General features: G+C 34.9%; 21 protein-coding genes. 5 read left to right on the top strand and 16 right to left on the bottom strand.

Features of this window, described 5'->3' with window-relative positions:
- Nucleotides 1-85: 85 nt before the first annotated feature.
- From rplI to A8L32_RS13700, 6 genes are all read right to left on the bottom strand, one after another.
- Nucleotides 86-529, bottom strand: a complete 444-nt coding sequence (rplI, locus tag A8L32_RS13725; protein WP_075590791.1) for a 50S ribosomal protein L9 — start codon at nt 527-529, stop codon at nt 86-88.
- A 16-nt stretch (nt 530-545) separates the two neighbouring features.
- Nucleotides 546-815 (bottom strand): 30S ribosomal protein S18, encoded by a 270-nt coding sequence (rpsR, locus tag A8L32_RS13720; protein ID WP_027471639.1) that lies wholly within the window; start codon nt 813-815, stop codon nt 546-548.
- A gap of 3 nt (nt 816-818) precedes the next feature.
- Nucleotides 819-1,166 carry a 30S ribosomal protein S6 gene (rpsF, locus tag A8L32_RS13715; protein WP_143525101.1) on the bottom strand — a complete coding sequence of 116 codons (348 nt, stop codon included), beginning with the start codon at nt 1,164-1,166 and terminating at the stop codon, nt 819-821.
- A gap of 176 nt (nt 1,167-1,342) precedes the next feature.
- Nucleotides 1,343-2,347: a dihydroorotate dehydrogenase-like protein gene (locus A8L32_RS13710; protein WP_075590790.1), complete on the bottom strand. Its 1,005-nt coding sequence runs from the start codon at nt 2,345-2,347 to the stop codon at nt 1,343-1,345.
- A gap of 23 nt (nt 2,348-2,370) precedes the next feature.
- Nucleotides 2,371-3,846: an NADPH-dependent glutamate synthase gene (gltA, locus tag A8L32_RS13705; protein ID WP_075590789.1), complete on the bottom strand. Its 1,476-nt coding sequence runs from the start codon at nt 3,844-3,846 to the stop codon at nt 2,371-2,373.
- 46 nt (nt 3,847-3,892) lie between these two features.
- Nucleotides 3,893-4,735 (bottom strand): sulfide/dihydroorotate dehydrogenase-like FAD/NAD-binding protein, encoded by an 843-nt coding sequence (locus tag A8L32_RS13700; protein WP_075590788.1) that lies wholly within the window; start codon nt 4,733-4,735, stop codon nt 3,893-3,895.
- 285 nt (nt 4,736-5,020) lie between these two features.
- On the opposite strand from A8L32_RS13700, the gene A8L32_RS13695 reads away from it, so the two are divergent.
- From A8L32_RS13695 to A8L32_RS13685, 3 genes are all read left to right on the top strand, one after another.
- Nucleotides 5,021-5,368 (top strand): translation initiation factor, encoded by a 348-nt coding sequence (locus A8L32_RS13695; protein WP_075590787.1) that lies wholly within the window; start codon nt 5,021-5,023, stop codon nt 5,366-5,368.
- A 323-nt stretch (nt 5,369-5,691) separates the two neighbouring features.
- Nucleotides 5,692-6,048 carry a hypothetical protein gene (locus A8L32_RS13690; protein WP_075590786.1) on the top strand — a complete coding sequence of 119 codons (357 nt, stop codon included), beginning with the start codon at nt 5,692-5,694 and terminating at the stop codon, nt 6,046-6,048.
- A 133-nt stretch (nt 6,049-6,181) separates the two neighbouring features.
- Nucleotides 6,182-8,518, top strand: a complete 2,337-nt coding sequence (locus A8L32_RS13685; RefSeq protein WP_075590785.1) for a TonB-dependent receptor — start codon at nt 6,182-6,184, stop codon at nt 8,516-8,518.
- Nucleotides 8,519-8,586: 68 nt separating this feature from the next.
- Here the strand turns inward: A8L32_RS13685 and A8L32_RS13680 are convergent, their stop codons facing one another.
- The 6 genes from A8L32_RS13680 to pyrB form a co-directional block, all read right to left on the bottom strand.
- Nucleotides 8,587-9,894: a sensor histidine kinase gene (locus A8L32_RS13680; RefSeq protein WP_143525100.1), complete on the bottom strand. Its 1,308-nt coding sequence runs from the start codon at nt 9,892-9,894 to the stop codon at nt 8,587-8,589.
- Nucleotides 9,895-10,077: 183 nt separating this feature from the next.
- Entirely contained in the window at nt 10,078-11,391 is a 1,314-nt protein-coding gene (locus A8L32_RS13675) for a sensor histidine kinase (protein WP_075590783.1), read from the bottom strand.
- A 135-nt stretch (nt 11,392-11,526) separates the two neighbouring features.
- Entirely contained in the window at nt 11,527-12,099 is a 573-nt protein-coding gene (locus tag A8L32_RS13670) for a PhnA domain-containing protein (RefSeq protein WP_075590782.1), read from the bottom strand.
- A gap of 254 nt (nt 12,100-12,353) precedes the next feature.
- Nucleotides 12,354-12,947: a flavin reductase family protein gene (locus A8L32_RS13665; RefSeq protein ID WP_075590781.1), complete on the bottom strand. Its 594-nt coding sequence runs from the start codon at nt 12,945-12,947 to the stop codon at nt 12,354-12,356.
- 3 nt (nt 12,948-12,950) lie between these two features.
- Nucleotides 12,951-13,409 (bottom strand): aspartate carbamoyltransferase regulatory subunit, encoded by a 459-nt coding sequence (gene pyrI / locus A8L32_RS13660; protein WP_075590780.1) that lies wholly within the window; start codon nt 13,407-13,409, stop codon nt 12,951-12,953.
- Nucleotides 13,410-13,427: 18 nt separating this feature from the next.
- Nucleotides 13,428-14,336 (bottom strand): aspartate carbamoyltransferase, encoded by a 909-nt coding sequence (gene pyrB, locus A8L32_RS13655; protein ID WP_075590779.1) that lies wholly within the window; start codon nt 14,334-14,336, stop codon nt 13,428-13,430.
- 656 nt (nt 14,337-14,992) lie between these two features.
- Between pyrB and A8L32_RS13645 the strand changes: the two genes are divergently transcribed.
- Both A8L32_RS13645 and A8L32_RS13640 read left to right on the top strand, forming a co-directional pair.
- On the top strand, nt 14,993-15,478 hold the full coding sequence (locus tag A8L32_RS13645; protein WP_198931783.1) for a hypothetical protein: 486 nt from the start codon (nt 14,993-14,995) through the stop codon (nt 15,476-15,478).
- 33 nt (nt 15,479-15,511) lie between these two features.
- A complete protein-coding gene (locus A8L32_RS13640) occupies nt 15,512-16,396 on the top strand; it encodes a DMT family transporter (protein ID WP_233145490.1) in 885 nt (294 codons plus the stop codon).
- Between the two features lie 44 nt (nt 16,397-16,440).
- Here A8L32_RS13640 and A8L32_RS13635 read toward each other — a convergent pair whose 3' ends face one another.
- From A8L32_RS13635 to gmd, 4 genes are all read right to left on the bottom strand, one after another.
- Nucleotides 16,441-17,625 carry a MalY/PatB family protein gene (locus A8L32_RS13635; protein WP_075590775.1) on the bottom strand — a complete coding sequence of 395 codons (1,185 nt, stop codon included), beginning with the start codon at nt 17,623-17,625 and terminating at the stop codon, nt 16,441-16,443.
- A 235-nt stretch (nt 17,626-17,860) separates the two neighbouring features.
- Entirely contained in the window at nt 17,861-18,322 is a 462-nt protein-coding gene (locus A8L32_RS13630) for a DUF4625 domain-containing protein (RefSeq protein WP_075590774.1), read from the bottom strand.
- 92 nt (nt 18,323-18,414) lie between these two features.
- Nucleotides 18,415-19,500 carry a GDP-L-fucose synthase family protein gene (locus tag A8L32_RS13625; RefSeq protein WP_075590773.1) on the bottom strand — a complete coding sequence of 362 codons (1,086 nt, stop codon included), beginning with the start codon at nt 19,498-19,500 and terminating at the stop codon, nt 18,415-18,417.
- Nucleotides 19,500-20,615 carry a GDP-mannose 4,6-dehydratase gene (gmd, locus tag A8L32_RS13620; protein WP_075590772.1) on the bottom strand — a complete coding sequence of 372 codons (1,116 nt, stop codon included), beginning with the start codon at nt 20,613-20,615 and terminating at the stop codon, nt 19,500-19,502. The genes A8L32_RS13625 and gmd overlap by 1 nt, the downstream gene beginning before the upstream one ends.
- Nucleotides 20,616-20,799 lie beyond the last annotated feature (184 nt).

Here is a 20,799-nt window from a genome sequence, read left to right as displayed (position 1 = left end):
TATAAAAGATAAAAAGCCCATCCGCTATGCGAATGGGCTTTCTACTGTTTGTTTGAAAATGTATCTCGTATAAGTTTATACTAAGTTATTCGGCAACTACTTCAAAGTTAACCTCAACTTTCACCTCGCGGTGAAGTTTGATGGTAGCAACGTATTTACCAATTTCTTTTACATCACCTTTAAGTGATATATATTTACGCTCTACAGTATAACCTTCTTTACCTAATGCTTCTGCAATTTGAATTGTATTTACAGAACCAAAGATTTTACCAGTTGTACTTGTTTTAGCACCTAAGGTCAAAGAAAGACCTTCTAATTTTTGTGCTACTTCAAGCGCATCATTCTTAATTTTTTCTTCTTTATGAGCTCTTTGACGCATATTCTCCTCGTGCACCTTGATAGCTGAAGGAGTAGCCAAAATTGCAAGCCCTTGTGGAATAAGGTAGTTTCTACCGTATCCAGCCTTTACCTGAATCACTTCATTTTTGTGACCAAGACTGGCTATATCATCTTTTAATATTACTTCCATTTTTTGTCCTCCTTTTTTATTTCATCAAGTCAGTAACATAAGGCAACAATGCAATGTGACGAGCACGTTTAACTGCAGTTGCAACTTTTCTCTGATACTTTAAAGATGTACCTGTTAAGCGACGAGGTAAAATTTTACCTTGCTCATTTAAGAATTTCTTTAAGAACTCAGGATCTTTGTAATCAACATACTTGATCTTGTTTTTCTTAAAACGACAGTACTTTTTCTTTTTGATCTCAACCGATGGAGGAGTTAAATATCTAATTTCACTTTGATTTTGTGCCATGTCCTATCTCTCCTTTTTTTCTTTGATGGTTTTTCTTCTTTTCTCACTGTAAGCAACTGCATATTTATCCATCTTAAAAGTTAAGAAACGAATAACACGCTCGTCGCGACGAAAAAGAAGCTCTAGCTTAGCTATAGCATCAGGTTGTACTTTAAAATCGAATAGGTTGTAAAAACCAGTCGATTTTTTTTGGATAGGATACGCCAACTTACGTAGCCCCCAATTTTCCTCGTTTACCATTTCACCTCCGTTCTCTGTAATAACAGATCGGAATTTTTCAACCGCTTCCTTCATCTGTACATCAGACAAAACGGGAGTCAAAATGAAAACGGCTTCATAATGATTCAACATAATTATACTAATTAAATTAATAAATGCGGGCGCAAAAGTAATTATTTTATTGCAGAGTACAAATATTTTAAAGCAAAATATTTACAAGTCATTGGTCATTAGTCAATAGTCATTGGTAACAGAACAAAATTAAACAAACATCTATTGACCAATGATTACTAACTATTAACTGATTCTTAAAGTATCTGTTGTGGATTATGACCTGAGAAGTATTTCATAAACTGAACACGTTCAAAACGTTCCGAATTTTCTGTTGGTTCATGATGAACACTACCTCTAAACTCATCTACGCTAACATATCCACGCTTATCCATCCAAAGTTCTATATTTTTAAGAATACCAGCCACAGAACCTATTCCATCCTTATATAATTTAGATACAACCTGAACAGTTGTAGTACCAGCCATCAGCATTTTAATGGCCGTTTCAGCTGAATGAATACCTGTGCTTGCTGATAAATCGCAACTCACCTTACCCGACATGATGGATACCCAACGTAAAGTATTATAATAGTCTTGCTCTGAAGAATATGGATTGCCTGCTTTAACCTCATCCGTCATAATATCAAAGTCGACATTATAAAAACGATTGAACATAGTGATGGCATCGGCTCCTGCCGACTCTAGTTTCTTAACCAGCGCTGCCAAGTTTGAAGAATAAGGTGCTATTTTTATAGCAACAGGAATTTTTACCTGCTCTTTAATTTTTTCAATAATAGATAGATATAACTTCTCCTGTGCATCGGCTTCCATTTCAACATCAAACGGAAGTTTAAACACATTAAGCTCAAGTGCATCAACACCTGCTTTTTCTAATTGCTTAGCATATGAAATCCATTCGCCAGAAGTGGCACAGTTTAAACTACCGATAATAGGAATATCTACCTCTTTTTTAGCTTCTTCAATTAATGATGCCATATTTTTTAATACATCATCTTTAATCTGATAATCGAAGTAATCCAGAAATTCCATATTATTTTCGAAGGCTCCAAGATTATTTTTAAGCGTTTCTTCATGCTCTTTGATAACCTCTTCTTCAAAAACCGATTTCAAAACTACAGCAGCAACACCGCTCTCTGCTAGTTTTTTTATTCCTTCTACTGTTGAAGTTAAACCACAACTACCTGCAATTATAGGGTTCTTCAAACGAAGTCCCATATATTTAGTATCTAATATTTTCATTTCAGCGGATAAAAATAGTCTTTTTATTCGTTTTTAAGGTATTGGTCCATAGATTGTGCTGCATTTCTTCCATCTCCCATGGCCAAAATTACTGTAGCTCCTCCTCTTACAATATCTCCTCCAGCAAACATTTCGGGTATAGATGATTGTAAATTCTCCTCGTTAACAGCAATTGTCCCCCATTTGGTAGTTTTTAAATCAGGTAAAGAATCTGGTACAATAGGGTTTGGAGAAACCCCTACACTTACCACCACAGTTTCTACCTCTATCGTTTCTTCTGATCCTTCAATAGGCATTGGTCGTCTTCTACCACTGGCATCAGGCTCACCTAATTCCATTTTTTGAACCACAACCCTATTTACACGGCCTTTATCATTTGCCAAATATTCTATAGGATTAGTCAAGGTCATAAATTCAATACCTTCTTCTTGCGCATGATGAATCTCCTCAACTCGAGCTGGCATTTCATCCATACTTCTTCGATATACAATCATAGCTCTATCGGCGCCCAATCTTTTGGCCGTACGAACCGAGTCCATTGCTGTATTTCCACCACCAATCACCATCACATTCTTTCCACTAACCACAGGCGTGTCCGTATCCTGCTCAGCGGCATGCATCAGGTTAATTCGTGTAAGATATTCGTTGGAACTCAATATACCAATGTAGTTTTCGCCAGGAATACCCATAAAACGAGGTAAGCCAGCACCACTTCCTGCAAAAAAGGCCTGAAAACCTTCTTCCTTCAAATCTTCGATAGTAGCTGTTTTACCCACAATAAAGTTAGTTTCGAACTCAACACCCATTTTTTTAAGTGCATTAATCTCAACATCTACAATATTATTAGGTAATCTAAATTCAGGAATACCATATTTTAATACACCCCCTATTTCGTGAAGTGCTTCAAAAACGGTAACATCATAACCCCTTTTGGCCATTTCTCCTGCAAAGGTTAACCCTGCAGGGCCTGAACCAATACAGGCTACTTTTATATTATTCTTTTCTTTAACTTCTGGTACAGATATCTGCCCCGATTCGCGCTCATAATCTGCAGCAAAACGCTCAAGATATCCAATAGCTACTGGATCTTGCTTTAGTTTTTGCGTATAAAAACACTTGGCTTCGCATTGTTTTTCTTGCGGACAAACACGACCACAAACAGCAGGCAAAGTACTGGTTTCCTTTAAAGTTTTTGCAGCTTCAAGAAACTCCCCTTGCTCAATACGTTTAATAAACTTAGGAATATTAATTTCTACTGGACAACCAGAAATGCAAGTTGGATTAGCACAATCGATACAACGACTCGCTTCAGCCTGCGCTTGTTCAACGTTTAACCCAGCATTTACCTCAACATACGATTTAATGCGCTCATTGGCATCTACTTCGTTCATCTTAACACGAACTTGCTGAGTTCTTTCCTTATTTTTAATCTTCTTTCTTAAATCCTCGCGCCATTGTTGGGCACGTTCTTCTTTTAAGTAGCTATCTCTTTCTTCCATGTTGGAATCGTCTTTCGCTTTTATTCTGAATTTAACCCTAGGGTTATTATGCCTGACAGTTTTTGTTGTTTTCTTTTAAGTAGTTGCTTTCGGCGGCCTTTTCAATTTCTTTATAACCATTTAAACGAAGTAACATTTCGTCAAAGTCAACTTGATGCGCATCAAACTCGGGTCCATCAACACAAACAAATTTTGTTTTTCCTCCAACAGTTATCCTACATGCTCCACACATTCCTGTTCCATCCACCATAATGGTATTTAAACTAGCCAATGTTGGAATATTATGTTTTTGCGTTGTTAGCGATGCAAATTTCATCATAACAGCAGGACCAATAATCATAGCCTCACTAATATCCTCTTTGGCAATGGCAGCTTCCATTCCTTCTGTCACCAATCCTTTCTGACCATATGATCCATCATCCGTCATGATAATTAACTCATCGGAAAAGGCTTTCATTTGTTCTTCGAGAATAATTAGGTCTTTGTTTCGTGCAGCAATAACAGTAATAACTCTATTGCCAGCTTTCTTGTAAGCTTCAACAATTGGTAATAGAGGAGCTACACCAACACCTCCTCCACAAGCTAATATGGTTCCTTTATTTTCGATATGGGTGGCCTGACCAAGCGGCCCCACCAAATCAGTAATACTATCACCTACTTCAAGTGCCGCTAACTTACGCGACGAAACTCCGACGGTTTGTACCACTAACGTAATAATTCCCTTGTCTCTATCGGCACCCGCAATAGTTAATGGAAATCGTTCTCCTTTTTCTCCAATTTTAACCATCACAAAATGACCTGCTCTTCGGGCTTTAGCAATCCTAGGAGCTTCCACATCAATCTTAACTACGTTTTCTGAAAAAAACGTTTTATCTACAACTTTATACATTAGATATAATTAGCTAACAATTCCTTATTGTGCCATTCAATTTTTATTGGCGGACGGCAAAAGTAAATACTTATTTCCTTTATTTATCAAATCCGATGTAAAAAATATGACAAAATTCATCTTTTCACATCCAACCCTTAATTATAGTAAACTAATCACGCTAATTGAATTAGTCTTATTAAATATCGTTTTACGATATAATTCACTATCACTTTTGACAAATAACTTATTTTAGGTTCTCAACTCTGAATAAAACCTTATTTTTGCATTGCAAAATTACAAATTATGGCTAAGAAAAATAAGAAATTAAGAGATGGAGTTGTTTTTTCAACCAGTAACGATTTCGAATACGACTATAACGAAGAGCAGCAAGAGGAAACCTTACCTCCACAGCAACAAAACCTTAAAATAATGTTGGACAAAAAACAGCGCAAAGGCAAGGCTGTTACTTTAATTACTGGATTTATTGGCGACGATGATGACCTAAAGACCTTAGGTAAAGAATTAAAATCGAAATGTGGTGTTGGCGGAACAGTAAAAGATGGTGAAATTTTAATTCAAGGGGAATTTAGAGATAAAGTCATGGACTTATTGCAAAAGGCTGGATATAAAGCCAAAAAAGCTGGCGGATGATAGGATATAACAGCTAGTAATGATTAAGTAATTGATATTATCATACAAAAAGATGACAGCACATGTAAAGTTGCTGTTATATTAATATTCGAACTGATAATCCCGGTCTTTTTTGATTGGGATTTCTTATTTAATCAAGTCTTACACCTTTTCATTAAAAATCAACATCGGTATATTACTTACCTATTAAAATTTCGGTAATTTTCTATACTACCCCCCTACAATAAGTATCATTTTTGCCATTTAAGTAAATGAAATACATAATCACTACATATAGGGATTGTGTAGATGTGTAAATTAATACATTTTTGCATGGTAGAATTATGAAAAGGATACATCAAATATTAGCCACTGGATTTTTAGCACTTGTGCTGTTCCTGAATATTGGGTTAACGCTCAGTATGAATTTTGGACTGCATGCGCACTTCTTGGGCAATAACCAAATCCTTATTCACCTGCATAATTCGCAAGGAGGTGAGCATTCTCACAGTAATTCAGATTGCGGAACCTCTGCTAACTTTGTATTTTCAACAACCCTAACTTATTTAAACGATTCGGAAGGGATTGCGTTAAAATCTTCGATCAGTTTTCTGGCTCAAAGTTTATATCTTGATACTCATGAAAACTTTTCATCATCATCTTATCATTACGCCCGTTGGAGAGGTCCTCCAGTAGTTTAGTTTTATTCATACATTTTAGAGAATTGACGAGTTTATAGTCAATTACAATTCATTATGATGTTTTACTACATCATAAACTACTCTTCTTGCATCAAAGACGAAAAGAATACAATTAAACTAACTAACACATATCATGTTAAAATATTTCACCGTACTTATTGTTACACTACTAATAGGTAACTTAACTATTACTGCAGCAGACAAAACTCCACCACCATTACAGGGCGAAATTAAAGCCGACGGAGAACCCGTTGCTTTTGCAACGGTTCAATTAAAATCAACTACCGTAGGCTCTGCATCAGATTTAAATGGAAAATTCTTCTTTGAGGAAATCCCAGAAGGTGAACATACTTTAATCATTAAATCAATTGGACATAAAACCAAAGAAGTTACCATAAATTTCACGGAAGCGAAACCTCTTGACATAAACATTAGTCTGGAAGCGGATGTATTAGGACTTGACCAGGTAGTTGTTACTGCAGATAAACATCCTAAAAGAAGAATTGATGCTTCGATGGTTGTTAACACAATGACACCAAAAGCTTTTAGCCAAACACAATCGGTTACCTTAAGTGAAGGCTTAAATTTTACGCCTGGGTTACGAACCGAAAATACTTGTCAGAACTGTGGTGCCAATAGCGTTAGAATGAACGGCATGGACGGAAGTTACTCGCAAGTATTAATAAATGGACGTCAAATATTTTCAGGATTAGCTAGCGTTTATGGTCTAGAGATACTACCTGCAAACATGATAGAACAAGTAGAGGTGGTTAAAGGAGGTGGTTCTGCATTATATGGAAGTAATGCCATTGCAGGAACTATAAATTTAATCACTAAAGAACCTAGCGCCAACACATTTAATGCAGAGATAAACAATGGTATCATAGGTATTGGCAATAACAAAACCGCCAATGACCTGAATTTAAATTTCCATACTTCAGTGGTTTCCGAAGATAAAAACTCTGGTATGAGCCTTTATGGTACTCATAGAAAAAGAGAGGGATATTTTGATAACGACGATGAATTTACCGAATTGGCTCAATTGAATAACGTAACGCTAGGTACAAGCATATACCATAGAATGGGTTACAGAAACAAAATAACCTTTGATTATTTTCATATTGAAGAAGCTAGAAGAGGTGGTGATGACCTGGATACCCCGGAACACGAAACACAAATAGCTGAATCTATCAGGCATAACATTAACACAGGAGCTGTTAACTTTACTCGTTTTGTTGGTGAGAATAATGGTGAACTATCTATTTATGCTTCTGCGCAACATGTAGATAGATGGACTTATTATGGTGCAGAAATGGATCCTAGTGGTTATGGTTCTACAACAGATTTAGCTTACGCATACGGAACGCAATATAAGGCCGACTATGGAAAATCAAACTTTATTGTAGGGGTTGAAAACAATGGAAGTATTTTGAAAGATAAAAAGAAAGCCTACACGGATGACAAAGGAGAAAGAATTGACGAACGTTTAGTTTCTGACCAAACGAGTAATATTGTGGGAGTATTTGGCCAGTACGAATATGCCTTTCCTAAATTAACAATTTCTGCCGGATTAAGAGGTGATTATTACGACATACAGAATAAAGTAAATTCAAGTAATGACTTGAGCAACTTAGTTGTTAGTCCGCGTTTAAACTTACTTTATTCACCCAGCGAAAATATTCGAATTAGAGGTAGCTACTCACAAGGATATAAAGCTCCTCAAATTTTCGACGAGGATTTACATATTGAAACATCTGCTGCCAGACAAGTATTCCACATTAATGGAGATAACCTAAAACAGGAGACTAGCCACAGTTTTATGGCATCATTTAACTACCATACCGACATTGGCAATGGTGAATTAGAGTTTTTAATGGAAGGCTTCCACACCTATTTAGATAATCCATTTGTTCATAGAATTGAACAAGATGAAAATGATGAGACTTTGTTTTACCATATCAGATTTAACTCTGGAGTAGCAGGTACAGTTCAAGGTATTAACTTTGAATTACGTTATGCTCCTTCGGTTAAAATGAACTTTAACTCTGGTTTTACAACCCAAAAAAGTTTTTTCGAGGATAAACAGGAATATGCAGGTAATGTAATAACTGACGAGTTTTTAAGAACGCCGAATAACTATGGATTCTTTACCTTAAACTATTTACCAATTAAAAACTTTACCCTTTCGACCAATGCCACTTATACCGGAAAAATGAAAATTGAATACTTCGGTAATTCAATTGCAGGAGAACTAAGAACCACTGATCAGTTTTTTGATATGGGACTAAAAGGAGAATACATCATTCGTTCTAAGGGTTTTGATGTTGGCTTATCGTGCGGAGTTAAAAATATATTCAACAGCTATCAATCAGACTTTGATAACGGCATTGATCGCGATCCTGGTTATATCTATGGTCCGCAAATGCCAAGAACCATTTACTTCGGTGTAAAAATCGGAAATCTTTTATAGCAAGAGAATTTTAAGTAAGCTACTATAATGTTTTTAGATAGGAAGTCATTAAATTGGCTTCCTATTTTTTATTTACGAGGTTTTATGGGGATTTTTATAAAAAAGGTAGAGCCTTCATTTTCTTGAGAAGTAAACCAAATTTCTCCTTGCAATAGCTCTGTTAAGCGTTTAGAAATAGACAGGCCTAAACCAGCGCCATTAGTAGGTATCATATTTACTTCCTGATTCAATTGAGTAAAACGCTCAAATAAGTTTTCCTTTTTATCTTCAGGTATTCCAGCTCCTGTATCAGATACCGAAAATTGCAGATACTCATCCTCTTTACTAAGTGCAAAACTAACACTACCTTCTTGAGTAAACTTAATGGCATTATAGCCTAAGTTCAGTAAAATCTGAAACAATAAATTCTCATCTACCTCTATGCCTGCATATTTTTCTTCGATAGGCTTAGTAAGTAGTTTTATCTTTGAATTAATAGCAATGCTTTTTAGCGTATCACAACTTAATTGCATAATGTCATTGGCATTACTCTTTGCGTAAAATACCTTAGCTGTTCCTGAATCCAATTTAGCAGAGCTGATAACATTATCCAACAGATTCATTAACGATCGCGAGTTTTGTTTCACTATTTTTAGGTAGTTCTCTCTATCCGCCTCATCAATTCCTTTTTCGCTCATCAAATCCGCAAAACCAATAATGGCATTCATGGGTGTTCTAATTTCATGACTGAGATTAGCCATGATAGATGTTTTTATATCAGACTCTTCAATGGCCTTGTTTCGTTGCATATACAAAGCATTGCGAGCGAATATTAAAATCGGAATTTCCAAAATAAAGATGAGTATTACTACACTTAAGGAATCAATGGTTCGTTGTTCATCGTTGGCATAATGATGAAATATCTCAGGGTAAAAATACTCGATTCCATAACACGAAATGGCAATCAGAATCATTAATCCAACAGTAACATACAACTCTTTACCCACCAGCATAAATACAAGTAGACTTATTAAACCATGTATAAATATCATGGAAGGGCCAGCGCTACCTTCTGTAAGAATCCATACATAAACAATGGTAGGGCCAGCCACTGTTATAAATATCCAACGTACGTATTTTATTAATTTGGCATTGCGCGCCAACAAATAAAACACAATCATTACACTCAGAATAACATAATTAGAGTAAGTGATCGAAGGACTGCTCTCAATAATAACATTAATACCTGCTCCTAAGCCAGTAAAAAGAACCATGGCTAAAATGGTATACAAGAAAATTAAATCTTGTAAAGGCCTATTCTTATCACGAATGACCAAAGCTCGCTCAATCGTTGTATTCAATAGATTTGATGTGCGATTTTTCACTTCTTTTTTCACGTGATTAGATTTGTACTTTATGATTCCCTCTGCTGTTTTAACAAAAAAAGGGAATAACGGTTTAACGTTATTCCCTAATTTAAGTCTATTTTTTATATTTAACTAATTCATTTAATACACTTTGAGTAAAACATATCTTAAAAAGTCTGCAATAAATTACACCTTAACATGTATCTATAGTTATTATTTACGTCTATCCACAGGAAGTCGAACAAAAAATTGAGAACCTCTTCCCTCTTTAGAATTAAACCAGATTTCACCATCTAACAAGTCAGTTATTCTTTTACTAATGGATAATCCCAAACCTGCTCCAATATTTGCAGTTCTTATAACTTTGTTATTATCTGCTTGTTCATAGCTATTAAAAATACATGGTTGTTGCTTTTTAGGAATCCCAACCCCAGTATCTTTTACAGAGAAAGTTATATACTTATCTCGCCTTGTTGCACTAAAGACCACTGACCCTTTTTGCGTGAATTTTAAGGCATTATATCCTAGATTTAATAAAATTTGAAACAATAGATTCTCGTCAACTTCAAATTCTGCTTTATGCTCCGATATTTGCTCATATCGAAATTCTATACCACTATTTATCTTAAATGTATTTAAAGTTTCGTAGGTGTGCTTTAATATGTTATTGGCATTACCTATAGAATAATACGCCTGAATCTTATCGGAATTAAGTTTGGAAACATTAATCACATTATTCAGCAAATTCATGAGTATTCTTGAATTCTGATTAACAATTTCGAGATATGATTTAGACTCATCCTTTTCAATCTGTGGGTCGGATAATAACTCTGTAAAGCCTAAAATAGCATTCATGGGGGTACGAATCTCATGACTCATATTAGCTAACAAATAGGCCTTATTTTCAGCATTTTCTATGGCCTCATCACGTTCTCGATAAAGTATTGACCTAGCATAAATTAGTAACGGAATTTCAAAACTTAAAATCAAAGTAACCACCGAAATAGAATAGATTATTTTATCCTTTGGTGTACCATATGGCAATAAAATTTCTGGATATAAATATTCAATTACATACATGGCCGTAATACCCATTGCTGTAGTGGCCGTAAAAAATAAAAATTCTCTGCCTTCAGAAATAAAAATAATGATTGAAAAAAGTGCTACATACAATACAATAGTTGGTCCTGAACTGCCTTCTGAGATCAACCAAGATATGCATATTAAAATATTAGCAGCTATGATAAAGAATATTCTGAGAAATCTTAAATTAATAAGCTTGTTAGAAAGATAATAGGCCAACGAAAAAACAACAATAGCAACTATATCAAAATAAATAAGTTTTACTGATACCGATATACACAGGTTAACCAATAACGATAATGGAACTAAAATTATTAACGAGAAAAAAGTATAAATCAGAATCAGGTCCTGCATAGACCGTTCTTTTTTCCCAAATACAACTAGTTTCTGAATATAGTATTTAAAATCCTTCTTTACCACACATCCTTTCATTTGCTCACTCATCGCCCTACACTAAACATCTGATAACATTAGTACGTTAAGCGTTAGTTTTTGTTCTCAAAAAACACCTTTTTTTTACAAAAAAATAGGAAATAGTACTACACACTATTCCCTATTAATCAATCAATAAGTTATTACTTAGTTCGTCTTTTTTACATACTGAGTCAATAGCACCACCTGTTGTCCGCTCACTCTTCCTTCAATTTGTTCTGGATTATCATGAACTAAACTTATACCCCTAACAGCAGTTCCTCGTTTGGCTGTAAAACCACCGCCCTTAACGTTTAAATCTTTAATTAAAACAACTGTATCTCCTGCTTGCAATCTAACGCCGTTGCTATCTATATGCTTTACTGCATCCTCATCCTCTTCTCCATCTCCAGCCGCCTTAGCCCAAGTAAGTACGTCCTCTTCTAAATAAAGCATATCTAATAAATCCTGCGGCCATCCTTCTGCCTTAAGGCGATTTAGCATACGCCAAGCCATTACCTGAACAGCAGGTATCGTGCTCCACATACTATCGTTTAAACAACGCCAGTGATTAATATCAACTTTATCTGGATTTTCTATTTGCCCTTCGCAGTTCGCACAAATATAAATGCTTTCGTTTGCTGGCGATGATGGCACTTCGTATACCGATAAATCATCTGAAGCACCGCACAATTCGCATACTTCACCACTTCGCGCAATTAACTCTTTCTCTATGCTCATTTTGTTTTTGTCTGAATAAATTGAGGCGCAAAGATATTATTTCAAATAACAGTTATCAATCATTCATTGATATTTAACGATAACTAAGCCCGAGTCTTGTTTTAGTTATTTATTTGATTGGGTTTTCCACCCAAACACATGGTGAATAGAAAACACTAACTAAGATAAATACTACTCACAAACTTATATATTTCCTATCTATCAAAAGTATATCCTAATTATATTTTGAAACCTATAACTATATACAGTTATCCTTACCTCTTTTTAACTGGCCTTTTCCGTTTTTTCTTTTCTACAGCGTAACCAAACTTCCCAATCTTTTTACCTACCTCGTAATAATTGCCATGAGAGTAACAGATAGGCTTAGCTTTAAATAAAGAAAAGGCTCCTGAGGCTTCATCTATATATTTATCATCAGCCTTCACATTAACTACCTCAGCCATAAACATATCATGAGTACCCAGTTCTACCACCTGTGTAACTTTACATTCAATATTAACAGGAGATTCCTCTATGATTGGTGCACTTACCTTGCTGGCTTTTCCAGGTGTTAGATTCATTTCCTTAAACTTATCATACTGACGACCAGAGCGCACTCCACACCAATCCGTAGCATAAGCCAAGTCCTTGGTGGTTAAATTAATCACGAATTCCCCAGTTTCCTTTAGTATAGGATATGAATGACGACCCTTACGAACCGAGATATAACACATCGGCGGGTCGGAGCAAATAGTTCCTGTCCAGGCAATTGTAATAATATTATAGTTTTCGGGTGCATTACCTACAGTAACCATTACAGCAGGTAAAGGATATACCATATTCCCAGGTTTCCAATCTACTTTCGACATATCTTATAATATTTTAAGATGCTCTTCGGTGGTTACTTTTTCACAATAATGACACTTTAATGCCATCACATTTGAATTAACCAAAGTAAACTTAGTGATTATAGTTTCGTTATTCGTGATGCACTTTGGGTTAAAACACTTAGCAATGCCTATAATTTCCTGAGGAACAGTTACAAACTTCTTCTCAACCACCTCATAGTCTCTAATTATATTTAATCGAGCATCTGGTGCTACCAAAGCTATTCTGTTTAAATCTTCTTTTTCGAAAGACTTATCAGCCACCTTAATAATTGCTTTTTTACCATATCGATTACTACCCAGGTTAGTACCAAAAGTAATAAGGTTATCACAATTATCTAAGCCCAAAATACTAATTACCTTAAAAAGGCAGTTTGCCGGTATATGGTCGATTACTGTACCTTCTTTAATGGCACTTACGCTTAATTCTGTTTTATTACTCATCTCAATAACCTTTAACGTTTAAACTAATCCTAAAATAGATGCCATGATAGCCATACGGGCATAAACTCCATTCTCGGCTTGCTCAAAATAATAAGCCTTGGGGTTTTCATCCACATCTTCATTTATCTCATTTACCCTCGGCAGTGGATGCAGGACACGCAAATTATCTTTGGTATTGTCCAGCATCGCATTATTTAGGATATAAACGTTTTTAACTTTTTCGTATTCAATAGGGTCAACAAATCTTTCTTGCTGTACTCTGGTCATGTACAAAATATCTGCTCTCGATAAGATATCAGTAAATTCACTGTGCTCGTAATACTTTATTCCTTTTGAATCCAACCAAAATTTATATTCATCTGGCATTCTTAATTCCTCTGGAGAAATAAAATTAAAGACTGGATTAAAGTGAGATAAAGCCTGTAATAATGAGTGTACAGTACGACCATATTTTAAATCGCCCACCATAAAAATATTCAGATTTTCGAGCGTACCTTGCGTTTTAAGAATAGAATATAAATCTAATAAAGTTTGTGTTGGATGCTGATTAGCACCATCACCTGCGTTAACAATTGGCACATTAGATTGCTCAGAAGCATAGCGAGCACTTCCCTCTAAAGGATGGCGCATCACAATTAAATCGGCATAATTACTCACCATTTTAATAGTATCTTTAAGCGTTTCTCCTTTGGTTGTTGATGATGAAGATGCATCTGTAAACCCGACCACTCTACCTCCTAAACGATTAATCGCCGTTTCAAAGCTAAGTCGCGTTCTGGTAGAGGGCTCAAAAAACAAACTAGCAACTACTTTATTCTTTAACAAATCTCTGTTTGGATTTGCTTCAAACTCCTTTGCCAGTTCCACAATCTTAAGGATTTCCTCCTTAGTAAAGTCATTGATGGATACTAAACTTCTATTCTTCATGTAAATGTTTTTATATCGCATACAAGGATATCAATACGCGTGCAAATCATTTTACACGGAATTTTAATTAACCCTAGTATATTTATTTGTTGAACTATAAATAATGGTTGTATTCTATTATAATCTTGAGTTGGTAGAGAACTTAAACGACTTTCGAAAAAATCTACTTTGGTTGTAAGCTTTAATAAAAAGCAAAAAAAAGACCGACAACAACTTGTCAGCCAACTAAAAAATGAATTCATTAAAATAACAACAACGTGTCTATAATCATCTATAGGATAAGATGATGCATTCGCTTGAAAAGCTCCTTTGGATGTTGTTAATTCCTTACTCATTCCAAAGTTTAAAGGTAATACAAAATTTACAATTGCTTAAACATTTTCTTCATCAACTTAAAGATAAAATAAGGTATCCGAAAAATTTAAAACAAATAAGCTTTAAACAAAATAGTTACGTCACGAAAAACATTCATCAATTGCAGAAAAAAGTAAAAATATTACTTTTGAGGTTCATAAATATCTAAAGTCAACGAAGAATTTCCCAAACGCTCTTTCGCATGGCAATTAAACAAGTTGCTTGTATAATAGAGTAATAAGTTCTGGGCAACATTATTAAATATCACCTGAATACAATAAAAAATAAATATGAAAATTTCGATGAGAATATTACACCGCTATATTGGCTTTTTCACCATTGGTATAATGATGGTTTATGCATTTAGCGGCATTGTACTAACGTATAGAGGCACCGACCTATTTAAAGTTGAAAAAGAATTCATTGAAGACATTGGTCCTAATATTTCTGCAGAAAACCTAGCCAATGAACTGGGCTTTAGAAGTCTAAATATTAACAAAACCGAAGATGGAGTTATTTACTTTGATATTGGGAATTATAACACCAAAACAGGAATTGCGAAATACAGTTGGCCTTCGTATCCAACATGGATTAGCAAAATGTCGCGCTTGCATAAAACCAAATCAAGCAGACCACTTGGCTGGTTAAATATACTTTCGGGCGTATTGTTATTTTTCCTTGCCTTCTCTTCTTTCTGGATGTACAAACCAAAAACCAAGAATTTCAAAAGAGGAATAATTATTTCTGCAATTGGTATAATTTTCACTGTCGTTATTTTAATGTTTTAATAACCTATCTTTACACGCTTAAACAGAACACTCTTGAAAAGATCGCACCAATCATCCTTAATCTGGATGCACATTGTAGTTATTATCTATGGTTTTACTGCAATTCTAGGTAAACTTATCGAAATGCCAGCCATTCAAATGGTATGGTACAGAATGCTATTTGCCTCCATTGGATTATTAGCATACCTTCTGTTAAAGAAAAAATCATTACTTATAACACCTAAGCAAATTCTAAAACTAATTTTAATAGGCTTTGTTGTTGCTGCACATTGGATTGCCTTTTTTCATGCCATTAAAATATCTAATATTTCGGTTACATTAGGAATTATATCCTCAGGAGCCTTATTTGCCAGCGTATTAGAGCCCATATTCTTTCGTAAAAAGATAGATTGGCTTGAGTTACTGGTAGGCATATTTATTGTTATTGGACTGTATTTAATCTTTAGTTACGAGTTAAACTATATATCTGGAATTATTGTAGCTATTATAGCAACCGTATTAGCCACTACATTTACCATATTAAACAAAAAATATATAACTCAACATTCTCCAACATTAATCAGTTTTTATGAGATGGTAGGGGGATTTATAGGTATTAGTCTTTACCTTATCTTTACAGGAGGATTTTCTAGTGATTTCTTTTCTCCTTCGATGAGTGATATTACCTACCTGCTTATACTTGGGTTAATATGTACTGCTTTTGCATTTGCTGTAAGTGTAGATGTAATGAAGGAATTATCTGCCTACACCGTAATACTTTCTATAAATATGGAACCTATCTACGGCATAATACTAGCCTTTTTTATATTTGGAGAATCGGAATATATGACCAGTGGTTTTTACGCTGGAACAGTAATGATATTAGCTTCAGTATTTCTATTTCCAATACTTAAGAGACAAAAGGCAGTCATTGACTAATAGTCACTAGTTAAACTAACTAATGACTATTGACAATTGACCAGTTATCCTTTAAAGACTTCGTTTCTTACTTTTAAAATTCTTTCTAAGCCTTCCTGAATAAGCGCTTTAGGTGAGCCAATATTCAAGCGTTGAAAACCTGCTCCTTCAGTTCCAAAAGACACACCATCATTCATACCTACTTTGCCAATTTCTACCATGGCTTTTCTTAGCTTAGATGGAGATAATCCCCATTTTCTAAAATCAAACCATAATAAATAAGTCGCTTCTGGCAATACAAAACCTACCTCTGGCATGTTTTCCTTTATAAAATCCTGTACCAGCAAGGCATTCGCTTCTAGATATTGTTTTAAGGCCAACAACCATTCAGCACCGCCATTATACGAAGCCTCTAAAGCTATTCCTCCAAACAGATTACCCATATGAAGTTGCATCGCCCACAATCGCTTATGAAAACGATCTCTTATCTTTTTATCTTCGATAATGGCATAAGCCGTAGATAAACCTGCTACATTAAAGGTTTTACTAGGAGCCATACATGTAATTATTCTATCCCTTACTTCTGGATATAAATCAGCCATTACGTAATGCTTATTTCCAAACAAACATAAATCACTATGTATTTCATCCGACACTATTAAAACGTCATGTTTAATACATATTTCAGCAATACGTTTTAGCTCCTCTTTTTTCCATGCTCTTCCTACAGGGTTATGAGGGTTAGAAAAAGCAAATACTTTAGTTTTAGGATCGCTAGCCTGTTCTTCTAGTAAATCAAAATCAATGGTATAATAACCATCCGTTTCAATCAAACGATTTTTCAATATATTCCTATCATTCTCGGTAACTATAGAGTAAAATGGAGGGTAAACGGGAGTTTGAATGATTACATTATCACCCGACTCACTATACTCATGAATGGCAACCATAATAGAAGGTAATACACCTGGCGAAAATTCAATCCATTCTTTTTTAACATTCCATTGATGCTGAGAACCTAACCAATTTATAATGGAATCTGTAAATTTTTTATCGCGAATGGTATACCCATATATTTCATGTGCGGCCCTATCTTGCAGTGCCTTTATTACCGATGGTGGCGCTTTAAAATCCATATCTGCCACCCACAAAGGCAATACCTCGCTAGTACCAAACACCATTTCTCTTAGCTCTAACTTATAAGCATCTGTACCTTCTCGTTGAATTATTTCGTCTAAGTTATATTTCATATGTTATTTATAGTATTAAGTCATTAGTGTAAAGACAAAAGACTCTTGTTTGAACATTTAAGTTTTTCTTTTATCCCTAACCTGTTGTATTAAATACAAAAGAAAGAATTTGAAACGACAACTTAAACTTTTAAATCCCCAATACTCCTACCATACTTATATGTATAAACAAAAACATCCGATACACAAAGTGTATCGGATGCCTATATTGTAAAAGTAATTTTTAATCTTCTAACTACTCAATCTCAACAGAAATTGTTTCAGTAGCAACATTATCAGCTTTATCTGTACAAGTTACTGTCAAAGTATAAGTCCCTGTCCAAACATCTACTGTTGGATTAGTAAAAATTGCTTGATCAACTTTTTGAGATTTTCCCGATAAAGTAACAGTTACGTCTGTTGGTTCCCATGGATCATCATCAACACCTGTAGCTGCTTTTAATCCAGCTGCTGGCGCAGGTTTACTATTATCCAATGAAAATACTACACTTTTTAGCTCTTCATTATCAGTAAATGTTCCTTCATACATGAAGGATCCACCACCATTAATACCGAAAGCTTGACTTGCTGTTGGTACAACTGTTGCAATTACCGGTTTAGTTGTATCTGGGTCTGGTTCTGGATCTGGTTTTGGATCGCTACCGCCTCCACATGCTGAAAGCATTAATACTGTCGCAATAGCGAATAACGAAATCATCTTTGGGAAATAGATTTTCATTTTCTGATTCTTTTTTGTTAATAATTAATTGACAAATATAATATTTAAAAACTTATTTCCTAGACAACGTTTTAAGCTTGTATATATTGCTCAAAGACTTTTTCAATTCCGTCTTTTAACTCAATACTTGCCTTCCAGCCCAGGTTATTCAGTTTAGAAACATTTAATAATTTTTGGTAAGTTCCATCTGGCTTTTCTGTATCCCATACTAAATCACCCTCGAAACCAACAATACCTTTAATCAGTTCGGCCAATTCTTTAATAGATTGATCCTCTCCAACTCCGATATTGATATGCGTGTTACGTACCTCCTTGGTATTTTGTTTCTTTAAATCATCAAAACTTACCTCATCCATGATATAAATACAAGCATTAGCCATATCATCTGAGTGTAAAAACTCCCTACGTGGATTTCCTGTACCCCATAGTTTCACCTGAACAGACGAATCCACTTTTGATACACCATACTTCTCAATGATAGCTAATTTTTCGCTTTCTGTATTTGCTCCAGATATACCTTCAACTGGCTTCTTATTCAGGTCAGCATCAATACCAGCCCAATTTCCATCTTGAAGACATTTACCTAAATACATTTTACGAATTAACGCTGGTAATACATGCGACTTTTCAAGATCGTAATTATCATTCAGTCCGTATAAATTAGTTGGCATTACAGAAATAAAATCTGTGCCATATTGTAAATTATACGACTCACATGTTTTAATACCCGCAATTTTAGCAATTGCGTATGGTTCGTTCGTATATTCTAATACATCCGTTAAAAGATAATCCTCTTGGATAGGCTGCGGACAATTCTTTGGGTAAATACAAGAACTTCCTAAAAACAATAACTTTTTAACACCTGCTTTGTACGCAAAATGAACTACATTATTCTGAATTTGAACATTCTCGTAAATAAAATCAGCTCTATAAGTGTTGTTAGCAACAATACCACCAACCTTGGCTGCAGCTAAAAATACATAATCAGGTTTTTCGCTTAAAAAGAATGTCTCAACCGCTTTTGCATCCGATAAATCAAGTTCGCTACGAGTTTTAACCACAATATTAGTGTAACCTTTTTCTTTTAAAGAACGAACTATTGCCGATCCCACTAACCCGCGGTGACCAGCAACAAATATTTTTCCTTGCTTATCCATTATTCAAAATAGTTCATAGTGTTATAACCACCATCTTGCAAGTACTTATCTTTTTTCATTAGCTTGATATCACTATCCATCATATCATCCACTAACATTTTTAAGTCGTACTTAGGCGTCCATCCTAATTTGTCTTGTGCTTTTTTAGGATCACCAATTAATAACTCCACCTCTGTTGGACGGAAATATCTTGGATCAACCTCTACAACACAAGTTCCTTCAGCTATTTTAAATTCGTCGTTATCACAAGCAACAACATATCCTTTTTCCTCTTCTCCTTCACCTTTAAACTCAACTGTTACGCCGATATTTTTAAAAGCCATACTCACAAAGTCACGCACTTCAGTAGTAATACCTGTAGCTACCACAAAATCTTCTGCAGTATCTTGTTGTAACATTAAATACATAGCCTCAACATAATCTTTGGCATGGCCCCAGTCACGTTTTGCCGAAAGATTACCTAAGAATAATTTATCCTGTAATCCTAAACCAATACGAGCAACTGCACGAGTAATCTTACGTGTTACAAAAGTTTCCCCACGAATAGGTGACTCATGGTTAAATAAAATACCATTACAAGCATACATATCATATGCCTCACGATAGTTTACTGTAATCCAATACCCGTACATTTTAGCTACAGCATATGGAGAACGTGGGTAAAATGGCGTAGTTTCCGATTGAGGAACCTGTTGAACCAAGCCATATAATTCTGAAGTAGAAGCTTGATAAAACTTCGTCTTTTTAGTTAATCCTAGTAATCTGATAGCCTCAAGAATACGTAAAGTACCAATACCATCAGCATTAGCAGTATACTCAGGTGTATCAAAACTTACAGCAACGTGTGACATTGCAGCAAGGTTATAAATCTCATCAGGTTGCGTTTCCTGAATAATTCTGATCAAATTCGTCGAGTCGGTTAAATCACCGTAATGAAGAAAGAAATTCTTATTATCTACGTGTGGATCTTGATATAAATGGTCAATTCTATCTGTATTAAATAAAGAAGAACGACGTTTTACACCGTGAACGATATATCCTTTTTTCAATAAAAATTCCGACAGATAAGCTCCGTCTTGTCCGGTAACTCCGGTAATTAATGCAACCTTTGCCATGATGTTTCTGATTATTATGGTTTTATTCTATTTTCGAAATTAATTAAAGTCTAAACACAAAAAGAGCCGATACTACCGGCTCCTTTCTACTATATTTTATGTTCTAGTATTTAGGATTTTTAAAATACGCATCAAAAGTAGGTATCTTTATTCATCCATACTAGTCGATTATGACCAACACCTA

Origin of the sequence: Labilibacter marinus, assembly GCF_001659685.2 — a bacterium.
GTDB classification, from domain to species: domain Bacteria; phylum Bacteroidota; class Bacteroidia; order Bacteroidales; family Marinilabiliaceae; genus Saccharicrinis; species Saccharicrinis marinus.
Note: the sequence above shows the minus strand (reverse complement) of the source record. Positions and strands in the feature narration are given on the sequence as shown.